Here is a 13,763-nt window from a genome sequence, read left to right as displayed (position 1 = left end):
TAAAAAATATGTGCTTGTCTTTTAAAAAGACGTAAAGATTGCCTTTGGATAGGACAAGATTATTTACAAGAAACTATAGAATGCTGATAGATTAAAACAACAATGAGTGATAATTTTTAACAATCAATTGATAAATATTAATTATTAATCAATATCAGGTCGATAGTCCAAAAGTCTAATCACCTAAAGTCTATCTAGGACAAAAAAACTACACATGGTACAACATGACTGCTGATCTAATTTGCCCTTTATAAACAAGCATAATCAGATCAATCAGGATGACTTTTTTAAATTATAATTTCGGGTATTCAAACGTGTCTACATCAGTATTAGTAATTAACTGCGGATCTTCATCAATCAAATATGCGCTTGTTTCTGAACGTCGTGAAGATCGAATCTTTGGTTTAGCAGAAAACCTAGGCTCTGCTGATGCACGTATTAAAGGAATCACGGCAGGCAATCAACCGCTTGAGCTTTTAATTCCCTATGCAGACCATGAAAAAGCTTTAGAAACCATCTTAGGTCGTTTATCACAGTATAAACCTCAAGCCATTGGACACCGTGTTGTTCATGGCGGTACCTTAACCAAAGCTGAGTTATTGACGCCTGAAATTGTAGAAAAAATTCGTGAAGCAACACCACTTGCACCGCTGCATAACCCAGCTCATTTAGTCGGTATCGATGCGACAATGCGTCTATTCCCTGAATTACCGCAAGTTGCAGTATTTGATACAGCATTCCATCAAACCATGCCTGCACATGCATATCGTTATGCTTTACCAAAGTTCCTGTATACACAACATAATGTTCGTCGTTATGGTTTCCATGGCACCAGTCATGCCTATGTTTCTGAACGTGGTTCTGAACTTGCGGGTAGCTACAAACATGGCGGTTGGTTAACAGCACACTTAGGCAATGGTAGCTCAACTTGTGCCATCTGGAATGGTCAAAGTGTCGATACATCCATGGGACTCACTCCGCTTGAAGGCGTGGTCATGGGTACCCGTAGTGGTGATGTTGATCCAAGTATTCATAGCTTCCTTGCTTCAAATCTAGGCTGGGACATCTATAAAATTGATAAAATGCTGAACAGTGAATCAGGCTTACTGGGCTTATCAGATCTTTCAAATGATATGCGTACCTTGATTGAAGCTTCAGAACAAGGTAATGAAGATGCGACTTTGGCGATTGAAGTATTCTGTTATCGTCTAGCCAAATCACTTGCGGCATTAAGCTGCGGTTTACCACGTATCGATGGTTTATTCTTTACAGGCGGTATTGGTGAAAATTCTGCCTATATTCGTGAAAAAACGATTGCTTACTTACCACACTTCGGTTTTAACCTCAGCAAAGAACAGAATGATGGTTTAAAACGTGGTACAGAAGGTCGAATTGATGCTGGAACAGGTCCTCAAATTTGGGTCATACCAACCGATGAAGAAGGTCGTATTGCTAAAGAAACTGTTCATGTTGTAGAACACGAGGTACAACAGGCCGCAAAAAAGCCTGAATCTGATATTGCGACAGCTTAAGCTGTCGTAAGTCTTGTACGAGCTTTGGGTATACATGTTGAAATAGCAGTATACTCAAGCTCGTTATTAAAAATGATCTTGACCAGATTTTTGATATAAAGCTGTTTTGTAATCGTTTAAGCTGGCATAAATATATAAACCAGTCTTGTAGATGAATATCCTTTTGCGATCACTGTATACACCACTAAAAAGATGTTGAGTGAAACAGATGATTGGAGATATTCATCTTCAATTTACCCATGAATTCACATATTTTTACTGATTAAAGAATCGTCTATGAAAACAATTTTATTGGTTCCAACTGGGGAAGGCGTAGGCTTAACGTCTGCGTGTTTAGGTTTAGTCTATGCATTGGAATGCCAAGGCGTTAAAGCAGGCTTTGTAAAACCATTTTCACAAGAATTAATCGCTGAACCAGACCGCACCACTGCGCTTTACCGTCATATCTCAAAATTAGATACGGTTGAACCGATAGCTTATGCAAAAATCACACAACAGCTCAATGATGGTGAAAAAGATGAACTCCTTGAAGAAGCAGTCAGCTTACAACGCCAAATTGCAAAGTCCCATGACATTGTGATTGTAGAGGGCTTAGTCCCTACTGCACGTGATGCTTTTGCCAGTGATTTAAATGCTTCTTTGGCGCAAGCTTTGGATGCAAAAGTTGTCTTTGTCAGCAATGCCAATATCGAAAAACCAGAACAAACTGCTGAAAAAGTTGAAGCACAAGTACGCAATTTTGGTGGTGCATCATCATCGCGTAACGCAGGCGTATTGTTTATGCGTACCCGTGGTCTACCTGCTGAATCTGCACAAATTCCGGTGACCATTGATCCAAGCTTACGTTTAGTTGCAGATACTGAAAAATTTAAAACCGAAATTCAAAAAACTCATGCACACATTGGTTCAGCAGCGTTTCCAATTATTGGCTTAGTTCCATTCAGTGACACCTTGAGTGTGCCACGCATCTCAGACTTAGCAAAACAAATTCAAGCCACGTGGATTAATCAGGGCAAAGCCAACACACGCCGTGTATTGCACAGCAGCTTAATTGCGTCAAATATTGAACATGAACTACAAAAATTCGTTGCAGGCGAACTGATTATCAGTGCTTCTGATCGTATTGATGTGTTATTGGCGAGTAGTTTAGCCACCAGCAATGGCATTCCACTCGCAGGTTTAGTTTTAACTGAACATCACGAGCCAAATCCATTGGTTTTAGAGTTCTGCCAGTCTGCAATTAAAAATGGTTTACCGATTTTACATACACCACTCAGTACCTTTGAAACAGCACAGCAACTTGCCAATTTAAGCAATGAAATTCCTGTGGATGATACTGAACGTGCCGATCAAGTAACCCGCTTCGTTTCAAGCCATATTGATCCAGAATGGTTGACTCAGATGTTAAATGGTGACTATAAACCCCGTTTATCCCCTTCTGCATTCCGTCATGAATTGGTGCAAAAATCAATTGCTGCAAAAAAACGTATTGTACTGCCTGAAGGCGATGAGCCGCGTACCATTCAAGCCGCAGCAATTTGTCAATCCCGTGGTATTGCACAATGTGTATTGTTAGCAAAACCTGAAGCGGTACTTGAAGTCGCTAAAGCGCGTAATATTGAACTTCCTGTGGATTTAGAGATTATTGATCCAGATCTGATCCGTGAAAACTACGTGACGCATATGGTTGAATTACGCAAAGGTAAACTCAACGAATTACAAGCACGTGAGCAACTGCAAGATACTGTGGTACTCGGTACGATGATGCTGGCACTTGATCAAGTCGATGGACTGGTTTCTGGTGCTGTGCACACCACCGCCAATACGGTGCGTCCTGCATTCCAGCTGATCAAAACTTCACCAGAATACTCTTTAGTCTCTTCAATCTTCTTTATGCTGTTGCCAGACGAAGTTTATGTATACGGTGATTGTGCAATCAACCCAGATCCAGATGCTGAGCAATTGGCTGAGATTGCAATTCAATCTGCTGATTCGGCAAAAGCATTTGGTATTGACCCACGTATTGCCATGATTTCCTATTCAACAGGTACTTCAGGGGCAGGTGCGGAAGTTGAAAAAGTTGCAAAAGCCACAGAAATTGCAAAACAACGTCGTCCAGATTTACTGATTGATGGTCCTTTACAATATGATGCTGCATCTGTTGAAAGTGTTGGCCGCTCTAAAGCACCAGACTCTCAAGTGGCTGGGCGTGCCAATGTATTTATTTTCCCAGATCTCAATACAGGCAATACCACCTATAAAGCAGTTCAGCGCTCTGCTAATGTCGTCAGTGTTGGTCCAATGCTGCAAGGGTTAAATAAACCTGTAAATGACTTGTCTCGTGGTGCATTGGTAGATGATATTGTCTTTACCATTGCATTAACGGCGATTCAGTCAGAACAACAAGCTACGCATTAAATCTGATCTACTAGACATAAAAAACCACCCAAATCAATTGGGTGGTTTTTTATAATATGCTGACTAAAAGTTATACTGATATCCCCATCGATTTAATTGCTATCATGGCAATCAGACAGCTTTATTTTCAATGAAATTAAAGCTTAGAAGAAATAGTTCACGCGGAATAAATAATTACGCGGAGTACCAGGCATAGCGTTTGAACGCCAATATTCTTTATCTGTTAAATTATTCACAGCAATCGTCGCGCCCCATTTATCGTCTTTATAACCAATTGCAGCATCTACACGAGTCCAATCTGGCATTTTGGTGGTATTTTCATCAGAAGTATAATAATCCCCCATATAGGTTGCACCGACCTCGCCATAAATTTTTTCGGTAGGAAGATAACGTACAAACAAATTGCCTGTATGCTTGGAAACATTGCGTAAATTATTATCAACTAATTCAGGTCTTACATCATGTTTAGTAATTTTGGCATCAGTATAACCATAGCCACCTCGAACATAAATATTATTCAGTGCCTGACCAATAAAACTAAACTCTAATCCTTTAGATTCATTTTCCCCAACAACAACATAAGGCGAGTTATTATCATCTGGATCTTTACGCGCGCGGATATTATGTTTTTTAATATTGAATACAGATAATTGTGTGTTTAGCTTAGAATCCAGCCAATCACTTTTTATACCCACTTCATATTGATCAAGATATTGCGGCTCATAATTAAATGCACTTAGATCATCGGTTGCATTTATAACATTGACGCCCATATTGCCGCCAAAGGGTGAAAAACTTCGACTATAAGATGCATATAGACTTTGTTCAGGGACGGGTTGCCATACAAAACCTACATTTGGGCTAAATGTCTCATCTTTAACTTCGCGTGATTGTCGGTATGAGGTTGAACTCTCTAACTTATTTGTAGTTTTTGACTCATAGTAATCATATCGCCCACCTAACATCATTTTAAACTGATCATTAAAGCTAATGAGATCCTGAAGGAAAAGCGCATAATTTGTTCCTTCATTATAATTATGCGAGGTAGTAATATGCCCTGTACCACGGTTACTAAAACGATCACCTGTTAATGGATTAACAAATCCATAAATCAATGAGCCATCCTTGTTTTTATTTGATAGTAAGGGTTCTCTCTGCTCATAAGACCAGTCTGTACCAACTAGAACATTATGTTTAATCGCCCCAGTATTAAATTCACCGGTTATATCCCAAGTATTGGTTGTGGTTTTATTGGTTGTCTGTTGCCAATAATAAATTTGATTGATATAACCTTTATAACATCCTTTATTTGTATTCGTTGGCTTCACGTCAGCAGTACACATAGAGCCTAAATAAAAATGATCAAAATTTTGTTCCGACTCACGATGACTTAAACCCCAGTGAAATTTCCAATTTGGTGCAAATTCATATTTAACATCTGTACGCATTGTTTGAAGAATATCTTCTACATAATCACCTGGTTGAGCAAACCCCATCTTAATTGAAGTTCCTGCAGGCAAATTATCATAAGAAGGACCACGATCAGGAACCCGATTTATATTGTCGTAAGTAAATTCCGTTGTCCAAAGTAGCTTTTCATCATCACTACGATAAGTCACACTTGGAGAAATCATTTCCTCATTGGCGCCGATTTCAGAACGGAAACTATTGGTATCGGACTTTTCACCAACCAAACGGACAGCCCAGTTATCATTGAGTACTTTATTAATATCAAGTGTTCCCCCAATATTGCTATAAGAACCCGCGTATGCTCCAACTGAACTTCCCGAATCAAAATTTGCATATTTGGTGACCATGTTGATCACACCACCACCGCCACTACGGCCATATAATACAGATGCTGGGCCTTTTAAAATTTCAATCCGTTCAACATTGGCGGTACTGCGACGTATCTGTCCACTTTCACGCACACCATCACGATAGATATCACCAGAATCCGCACTAAAACCACGCAGCATAATGCCATCACCACGCATATCGTAGCTGGTTGAAACGCCTGGTGTGCCTTGTAACATGACACTTAGATCATTTGCGCCATAAAGCTTATATTTAGCAACATCAATTGTATCAATCGTTTGTGGTATATCTTTTTTATCTAAACCATTTCTCGTAACATTGGCTTGTTTATAGTCCACATATGTTTTTATTGGATCACCATCATTCATTGCTTCAATTACAATCGTGGGAAGCGTTGCCGTATTTTTTTTCTGTTCTTCACTACTATCTGTATTTGCAAGTGTTAGAGAGGAAACGAAAAGTCCTCCCGTCGACAGCATCATTAAAGTTAAGCTTTTTTTAACAAAAGGCATGATTGCACCGAAAACATAATGAGAATAGTTATCATTATAATACAATTTCTCACCAAAAATTACAATAACATGCTAATTTAACTACAAAATAATAATGGTTTAAAAAATAACCGTGAAAAGTACATTAAAATGGATAGGATTATTTTTGCTTATTTAGAAATCAAACTAAAAAATAACTTTAATACTCATAATTTAAATATATGAGTCTCTCATTTTGAGAATCTTAATTTTTTTAGATATCGTTTTATTTGTTGCTTAATTTACATTCATCTAGATATTTTATATTCGCTTGGCTAACCAAACAGTATGCCCTGTACAATCACGATCTTCAGCAATCATCTCTATCACTTCAAAATTATACTTTTTCAATAATTCATGATATTCAGCGGATGATAAGCTAGCATGATATAAAGCATCGCCAAACATCTCTCCAATCGCTTCACCCTGTGATGGTCCACTGGTAAACATTAAAGCAGCGCCAGCTTTTGTATATTGATTAAAAATTTCAAACATATCTCGCTGATCTTGTTGTGTAAGATGAAAAAAGCTATCCCAAGCGAGTATTGCATCAAACTTGCGATTTAAATTTACTGTTCGCATATCAGCTAAAATCCAAGTGTGCTCAGGAAAATTCTTTTTCGCCATTTCAATCATCACATCAGAACTATCAACACCTGTCACAGTATTCGCTTGCTCAATCAAATAAGCAGCAATTGGTTTTGCAGAACCACAACCCAAATCCAGAATATGGGAGTGAGCTGGAATTAAAGTTAAAAAGCGATCCAACCACGCTTTTTCATAAAGAAACTCCCCGCGTAATTCAGTCCATGCACGAGCATGCTTTTTATAAATTTCAATAATATTTTCCGCAAGATGCGAATAGTTTTCCATGTTGTTGTTATTCAGCCCAAGCTTTTGACTCAACAGAGTATAGAGCTTTTCACTCTGTAAAATCTGAAAATTTATTTCAATACTGCTTTATCATCATTTATATAAAAAGTAGAAAAGTTGACTTGATCAACCCAAATATAAGCTGAGTTTCTCAAATAAAATCATAAAACTTTAGGCTGAAATTAGATCTAAGCCACCACAAAACAAGCAATATCACGTATAATTTAGCCCGCTAGCTAACAGCCCGCTCAAGAGATTTTTGATATGACAACTATTATCAAACAAGATGACTTGATCACATCGGTCAAGGACGCGCTTCAGTTCATTTCGTACTATCATCCACAAGACTTTATCCAAGCGATGAGCCGTGCTTATGATCGTGAAGAGAACCAAGCTGCAAAGGATGCAATTGCACAAATCTTAATTAATTCACGTATGTGTGCAGAAGGTCATCGTCCAATCTGTCAAGATACTGGTATTGTTAACGTATTTGTTGACGTGGGCTTAGATGTTAAATTTGATTTAACCATGAGCTTAGATGATGCGATCAATGAAGGTGTACGCCAAGGTTATTTAGAAAACAGCAACGTACTCCGCGCTTCAGTTTTAGCAGATCCTGCTTTTGGTCGTAAAAATACCAAAGACAATACACCTGCTGTAATTCACTACAAACTCGTTCCAGGCAATAAAGTCGATATTACTGTTGCAGCGAAAGGTGGTGGTTCAGAGAATAAATCTAAACTGGCTATGCTTAACCCTTCTGACTCGATCGTAGATTGGGTACTTAAAACTGTACCAACGATGGGTGCAGGTTGGTGCCCTCCTGGTATGCTCGGTATTGGTATTGGTGGTACTGCTGAAAAAGCCATGATGCTTGCAAAAGAATCGCTCATGGAAGAAATCAATATGGACGAGTTACTTCGCCGTGGTCCACAGAACCAAATCGAAGAACTGCGTATTGAAATCTTTGAAAAAGTAAATGCATTGGGTATCGGTGCACAAGGTCTTGGTGGTCTAACCACAGTGCTTGATATCAAGATCAAAGACTACCCTTGTCATGCTGCTGGTAAACCAGTCGGTATGATTCCAAACTGTGCTGCAACTCGTCACGCTCATTTCCAGTTAGACGGTTCAGGTGTTGCACATATTCAAGCGCCTTTACTTTCAGATTATCCTGAAGTGACTTGGGATACGTCAACGTCTAAACGTGTTGACTTAGACAATATCACACAGGAAGAAATGAACTCATGGCAACCGGGTGATACATTATTATTAAACGGTACCATCTATACAGGTCGTGATGCTGCGCATAAACGCATGGTTGACATGTTAAATAAAGGCGAACAACTACCTGTAGATCTCAAAGGTAAATTCATTTACTACGTGGGACCTGTAGATCCAGTAGGTGATGAAGTTGTTGGCCCTGCTGGTCCAACAACAGCAACACGTATGGATAAATTCACACGTCAAGTCCTTGAAGCAACTGGCTTGTTCGGTATGATTGGTAAAGCGGATCGTGGACCTGCTGCTGTTGAAGCAATCAAAGACAATAAAGCGACTTATTTAATGGCTGTTGGTGGTGCTGCTTATTTAGTATCTAAAGCCATTCGTGAAGCAGAAGTTGTTGCATTTGCTGACTTAGGTATGGAAGCTATTTATAAATTTAAAGTGCAAGATATGCCTGTATCTGTTGCAGTTGATGTCAATGGTACTTCTATTCATGCGACTGCACCTAAAATCTGGCAAGCCAAAATTGGTAAAATCCCAGTGGTTGATGCTGTTGCACAATAATCTGATCTAAAGCTTAGATTAAGCTTGAGCATCACTTAAAAAGCACTCTATGATTAGGGTGCTTTTTATTTTGAGTCAGATCATGAACTTTATAAAATATATTATTTTTCCTGGGTTATTTGTATGCTTGATCTCTATTCAAAGTTTTGCTTCAAACACTGATAGTGACGCCGTTGACCGACTAGCGCAAGGTATCATTACCAATCAAATATGGCGCCTACAATACAATGAAAGTGCAAAAAGGATTTATCAAAATCAAGCAGAAAATTTAATCAAAAACGGATCAAGTACAATAGAACTCACTGATAAAGAAAAACAAATCATCCCTCAAATTGTAGAGATTTATCAAGCAATACCAGAAAATATTCTCCAAGATCCACAATTTATCGCCCAAACCAAACAAATTCTTTTAGAATCGTTAAGTTTTCAAGAAATTGAAATGCTCTCTCAGCGTGACACAACGTCAAGCCAAGAGCTGTACACAAAACTTGCCAATATTGACACAGAAATATTCATAGAAAGCAATGCTGCTATTCATAAGGCAATCAATGACCCTCAATTTATCCAACAATATCGCAATAAAATTGGAGAAATTATTCAGCAATTGCATCATTTAGATGAAAACAAATAAAGGAAAACCTATGAAAATTAAGCAGTTATTTTTAAGTTTAAGTTTATGCTGTATCACAGTGTCAAGTTTTGCATCTCCAGCAACAGATAAAAGTGTCGACAAATTGATGCAACTCTCCAATATCTCAGAGATATTCAAACAAAGTACTCGTGATATGCAACCCTACTTTGACGATCAAGCAGAAGCACTTGTTCGCCAAGTGACGGGGGCTCAAACATTGAATATCGATCAGCAAAATGCAGCACTACAAATTAGTGCGCTGTATAGTGATATTCAACAGCAGCTGGTGACTGACCCAGAATATCTCAACATGTTTAAATCATTATTTAAAAAGACCTTTACTGAAGAAGAAGTTCAAGCCAATATCGCTTTTTTAAGTACACCGATTGGACAATCCATCAATCAAAAGATGAACACGCTTATGACAGAAGTCATGCAAGAAACCGCAAAGTTTTCTCAAGAAAAAATGCTAAAAGTAGAAAATCAAAAAGCCCTGAAAGAAAAGATGGAAACTATTTTAAAGCCAATTCTTCAAGTTGAATAACTCTTCACCCAACCATTTTATGATGTGAATTACAACCAGATTTTATATAGGTATTTTATGAAAATATTCCAACACTTACTACTTGCAAGCGCATGTATCAGCACAAATTTTGCTTTTGCAGCGCCCGCTTCAGATCAACAAGTTCAACAATTATTGAAAGTCATGAATATTGATGAACTGCTACAAGAAACCATACAACAGATTCGTCCTCAGTTGGATCAACAAGCTTACCAGATCATTCAAATGACAGTAAAAAAAGATCAGCTCAACCCACAAGAACAAATTGTCGCCAATGAGCTTGCTGACAAAATGTATGAGCAAAGTAAAAAAACTGTTGCGTGGGATCAAATCAAACCAATTTATCTTAAGATTTATAAAGACATATACAGTGCTGAAGAAGTTCAAGCTCAAATTGATTTTTATTCAAGTGCAATTGGACAGTCGATTTTGAAAAAAACACCTCAAGTTGCCCAAGAAACCATGAAAGTCATGAATAGCCAACTGATAAAAAGTGTACAAACTGCATCTGAGGACTTTAAAGAAGTGACTAAAAAATTAGATGCTTTAAAAAAGGCTGCAAATACTCAATAAAACAAATAAGAAAAGAGAGCCTCGCTCTCTTTTCTATATCAAACATCATCTAGCGATAGATTACCAAGTCATTGGATTCCAAAGTTTAAACTGCTGCCCCAAGTGCACATCATCACTCACTTTGTACGGTTCGCCTTTGATTTTTTCTTTAGGTTTGATCACTCGTCCATCCGCAGTCACTTCAGCCACGAAATTAAGGCCAGGAGTCTTTAGCTGAGTCATTGCAATTTCTTTTAAGCCTTGTCGCGTAGGCATTTGCATTAAAGGCCCTACACGTAATAACCCAGCTTCACCATTTGGTCCACCGCGAAATTTTTCTTCTTCATATTTGACAAAATATTGCCCGCCAGCTTCTACTGAGAAGTAAGCAACTTTGGGTTTCTGGAAATGAAAAACCGTTAATGGACGACTGAGACTTAATTTATAGTCACCTTCAGCCAGTTCAATCCAGTAATAATGATTACTGATCAAGCTTGGAATTTTCTTACCATTCAGAAAAAAATTGTTTGGAATAATTTCTTGTCTATTCCAACGACTGTCTGGTCGATAAAAATACACAATTGCAGCTTGAGGATTCTGTGGTTTAACCAGCTTAAAGTATTGCCCCGGTTTTTGATTGACCCAAGACCCCGTAGAGAATGATGAAACTTTATATTGTTCAAGCTTTTCATGAACCAACGAATCTTCTTTTTTGAAATCGATTGGATCTAAAGTTGAAACAACTTTTGCAGGTTGCTGTTCAACAGATTGATGACTTTGACAAGCTGCCAACCCACAACTGATCAAAACGACTAGACCGATGTAACGCATGATTTTCCCTCACCGCGTATTTTTTATTTTCGTTTTTAATAAACCCTATTGTCTACAGCCAGCTTAACATTTCAATGACCATTTAAAAATAAAAAACGTGCAAATAGTCAAGCTACTTGCACGTTTCAGATGAATTGCACTGAGGATGAATCAGAATCAGACTTTTAAGCTGATTTTGAATCTAATACCTTCAAATCTACTTTTTCAACTTCAGTACTTTCATGCTTTGGTTGACGTTCAGACTTGAACTCTGGTGCAGCTTTATCATTAATCACCGCTTCATTGATAATCACAGTACCAATGTCTGAACGACTTGGTAAGTCATACATGGTTTCAAGCAATACATTTTCTAAAATAGAACGCAGACCACGCGCACCTGTATTACGCTCTAACGCTTTTTTCGCGATCGCACGTAAAGCAGAGTCTTCAAAAAGAAGGTCTACATTTTCCATCTCAAAGAGATATTGATACTGACGAGTTAATGCATTTTTTGGTTCAGTTAAAATCTGCATCAAGGCTTCTTGATCAAGCTCTTCAAGCGTTGCAATCACAGGTAAACGACCAATAAACTCTGGAATTAAACCAAATTTCACCAAATCTGCGGCTTCAACTTGACGGAATAATTCAGATACTTTCTTACTATCGTCTTTATTCTTTACGTCTGCGGTGAAACCAATGCCACCTTTTTCTTGACGTTGTTGAACAACTTTTTCAAGACCAGAGAACGCACCACCACAGATAAACAAGATATTTGCAGTATCGACTTGAATAAACTCTTGCTGTGGATGTTTACGTCCACCTTGAGGCGGAATTGACGCAACAGTACCTTCAATCATTTTCAACAATGCTTGTTGCACGCCCTCACCAGACACATCACGTGTAATCGAAGGGTTTTCAGATTTACGGGTAATCTTGTCAATTTCATCAATATAGATGATGCCCTTTTGTGCTTTTTCTACATCGTAATCCGCTTTTTGCAAAAGTTTCTGAATAATGTTTTCAACATCTTCACCAACATAACCAGCTTCAGTCAATGTTGTTGCATCAGCCATTGCAAAAGGTACATCAAGCAAACGCGCAAGTGTCTGTGCAAGCAATGTTTTACCTGAACCTGTCGGTCCAATCAGCAAAATATTACTTTTAGCAATTTCAACCGCATCTTTAGGCTTGTGACCTGTTTGTGATACTTTTAAACGTTTGTAATGGTTATACACTGCTACTGAAAGTGTTTTCTTTGCAGTGTCTTGACCAATTACATATTGGTCCAAAGCCGCACGAATTTCATGTGGTTTTGGCAATGGACGTGTTGCCCAATCGCCTGTTTCCACCTGTTGACTCGTTTGCACTAAGTCTAAGCACACATCCACGCATTCATTACAAATATATGCGTCCTCGCCTGCAATCAGCTTACCGACTTCAGACTGCGTTTTACCGCAAAATGAACAATGCTTTTGTCCTTGAGGAAGATCGGACATTTTCACTCCAAATTCTTAAATCTTATCTATAAATGTTTAGTCTTGAGGTCGTTTACTTAATACCTGATCCACTAAACCATATTCTTTTGCTTGCTGTGCAGTCATAAAATTATCACGATCTGTATCTTTAGCGACAGTTTCGTAATCTTGACCACTATGTTCAGCCATTAAACGATTTAAACGTTCTTTGATGAATAAAATTTCACGTGCGTGAATTTCAATATCCGATGCTTGACCACGGAAACCACCCAATGGTTGGTGAATCATCACACGCGCATTTTCCAAGCAATAACGCTTACCTTTTGCACCAGCATTTAATAAGAAAGCCCCCATAGATGCAGCTTGACCCATACAATAGGTCACTACATCAGGCTTAATAAATTGCATAGTATCGTAAATTGCCATACCCGCAGTCACTGAACCACCAGGTGAATTGATATATAAATGGATATCTTTATCTGGATTTTCAGCTTCTAAAAACAGCATTTGCGCGACAATAAGATTCGCCATGTTGTCTTCAACTTCACCAGTTAAAAAAATCACACGTTCACGTAAAAGACGTGAAAAAATATCGAAAGAACGCTCACCACGTGAAGATTGTTCTACGACTACTGGCACCAAAGCGCTTTCAATTGATGGAACATACATACGTTATTTATTCCTGAATTCTTGTTACTTCACTCATGTTCACAATATGAGGGATAATTGCTGAAAATGCAAAATATTCCCAACTTAATATCAGATATTTTT

11 protein-coding genes are annotated in these 13,763 nt (G+C 38.3%); 6 read left to right on the top strand and 5 right to left on the bottom strand.

The features are described 5' to 3' along the window. The first annotated feature begins 314 nt into the window (after positions 1–314). Both ASC84_RS09670 and pta read left to right on the top strand, forming a co-directional pair. A complete protein-coding gene (locus ASC84_RS09670; RefSeq protein ID WP_056514167.1) occupies positions 315–1,532 on the top strand; it encodes an acetate/propionate family kinase in 1,218 nt (405 codons plus the stop codon). Positions 1,533–1,808: 276 nt separating this feature from the next. After that, on the top strand, positions 1,809–3,950 hold the full coding sequence (pta, locus tag ASC84_RS09665; protein ID WP_056514116.1) for a phosphate acetyltransferase: 2,142 nt from the start codon (positions 1,809–1,811) through the stop codon (positions 3,948–3,950). Positions 3,951–4,093: 143 nt separating this feature from the next. On the opposite strand, the gene ASC84_RS09660 is transcribed toward pta, so the two are convergent. Next, positions 4,094–6,280 carry a TonB-dependent siderophore receptor gene (locus tag ASC84_RS09660; RefSeq protein WP_056514165.1) on the bottom strand — a complete coding sequence of 729 codons (2,187 nt, stop codon included), beginning with the start codon at positions 6,278–6,280 and terminating at the stop codon, positions 4,094–4,096. Positions 6,281–6,559: 279 nt separating this feature from the next. Next, the gene (locus tag ASC84_RS09655; RefSeq protein WP_056514113.1) at positions 6,560–7,171 is read right to left on the bottom strand and encodes a trans-aconitate 2-methyltransferase; all 612 of its coding nucleotides are present in this window, start codon (positions 7,169–7,171) and stop codon (positions 6,560–6,562) included. Between the two features lie 264 nt (positions 7,172–7,435). Between ASC84_RS09655 and ASC84_RS09650 the strand changes: the two genes are divergently transcribed. From ASC84_RS09650 to ASC84_RS09635, 4 genes are all read left to right on the top strand, one after another. Beyond that, entirely contained in the window at positions 7,436–8,962 is a 1,527-nt protein-coding gene (locus ASC84_RS09650; protein ID WP_056514109.1) for a fumarate hydratase, read from the top strand. An 82-nt stretch (positions 8,963–9,044) separates the two neighbouring features. Beyond that, on the top strand, positions 9,045–9,593 hold the full coding sequence (locus ASC84_RS09645) for a hypothetical protein (protein ID WP_056514106.1): 549 nt from the start codon (positions 9,045–9,047) through the stop codon (positions 9,591–9,593). A 10-nt stretch (positions 9,594–9,603) separates the two neighbouring features. Further along, positions 9,604–10,137: a DUF2059 domain-containing protein gene (locus tag ASC84_RS09640; RefSeq protein WP_056514162.1), complete on the top strand. Its 534-nt coding sequence runs from the start codon at positions 9,604–9,606 to the stop codon at positions 10,135–10,137. A 57-nt stretch (positions 10,138–10,194) separates the two neighbouring features. Next, on the top strand, positions 10,195–10,728 hold the full coding sequence (locus ASC84_RS09635) for a DUF2059 domain-containing protein (protein WP_056514103.1): 534 nt from the start codon (positions 10,195–10,197) through the stop codon (positions 10,726–10,728). 60 nt (positions 10,729–10,788) lie between these two features. Here ASC84_RS09635 and ASC84_RS09630 read toward each other — a convergent pair whose 3' ends face one another. The 3 genes from ASC84_RS09630 to clpP form a co-directional block, all read right to left on the bottom strand. Next, the gene (locus ASC84_RS09630; RefSeq protein ID WP_056514100.1) at positions 10,789–11,538 is read right to left on the bottom strand and encodes a DUF2846 domain-containing protein; all 750 of its coding nucleotides are present in this window, start codon (positions 11,536–11,538) and stop codon (positions 10,789–10,791) included. 164 nt (positions 11,539–11,702) lie between these two features. After that, positions 11,703–13,013: an ATP-dependent Clp protease ATP-binding subunit ClpX gene (gene clpX, locus ASC84_RS09625; RefSeq protein WP_056514098.1), complete on the bottom strand. Its 1,311-nt coding sequence runs from the start codon at positions 13,011–13,013 to the stop codon at positions 11,703–11,705. Between the two features lie 36 nt (positions 13,014–13,049). Then, a complete protein-coding gene (gene clpP, locus ASC84_RS09620) occupies positions 13,050–13,661 on the bottom strand; it encodes an ATP-dependent Clp endopeptidase proteolytic subunit ClpP (RefSeq protein ID WP_004726532.1) in 612 nt (203 codons plus the stop codon). Positions 13,662–13,763: the final 102 nt, after the last annotated feature.

Source organism: Acinetobacter sp. Root1280, assembly GCF_001425285.1.
GTDB lineage: Bacteria > Pseudomonadota > Gammaproteobacteria > Pseudomonadales > Moraxellaceae > Acinetobacter > Acinetobacter guillouiae.
The sequence above is the reverse complement of the archived record's forward strand: the minus strand, read 5'-3'. Positions and strand labels throughout refer to the sequence as shown.

Bases quoted from the DNA above. Each gene is read 5' to 3' on its own strand.
- pta (WP_056514116.1), top strand. From the start codon at position 1,809: ATGAAAACAATTTTATTGGTTCCAACTGGGGAAGGCGTAGGCTTAACG.
- ASC84_RS09660 (WP_056514165.1), bottom strand. From the start codon at position 6,280: ATGCCTTTTGTTAAAAAAAGCTTAACTTTAATGATGCTGTCGACGGGA.
- ASC84_RS09655 (WP_056514113.1), bottom strand. From the start codon at position 7,171: ATGGAAAACTATTCGCATCTTGCGGAAAATATTATTGAAATTTATAAA.
- ASC84_RS09650 (WP_056514109.1), top strand. From the start codon at position 7,436: ATGACAACTATTATCAAACAAGATGACTTGATCACATCGGTCAAGGAC.
- ASC84_RS09645 (WP_056514106.1), top strand. From the start codon at position 9,045: ATGAACTTTATAAAATATATTATTTTTCCTGGGTTATTTGTATGCTTG.
- ASC84_RS09640 (WP_056514162.1), top strand. From the start codon at position 9,604: ATGAAAATTAAGCAGTTATTTTTAAGTTTAAGTTTATGCTGTATCACA.
- ASC84_RS09635 (WP_056514103.1), top strand. From the start codon at position 10,195: ATGAAAATATTCCAACACTTACTACTTGCAAGCGCATGTATCAGCACA.
- ASC84_RS09630 (WP_056514100.1), bottom strand. From the start codon at position 11,538: ATGCGTTACATCGGTCTAGTCGTTTTGATCAGTTGTGGGTTGGCAGCT.
- clpX (WP_056514098.1), bottom strand. From the start codon at position 13,013: ATGTCCGATCTTCCTCAAGGACAAAAGCATTGTTCATTTTGCGGTAAA.
- clpP (WP_004726532.1), bottom strand. From the start codon at position 13,661: ATGTATGTTCCATCAATTGAAAGCGCTTTGGTGCCAGTAGTCGTAGAA.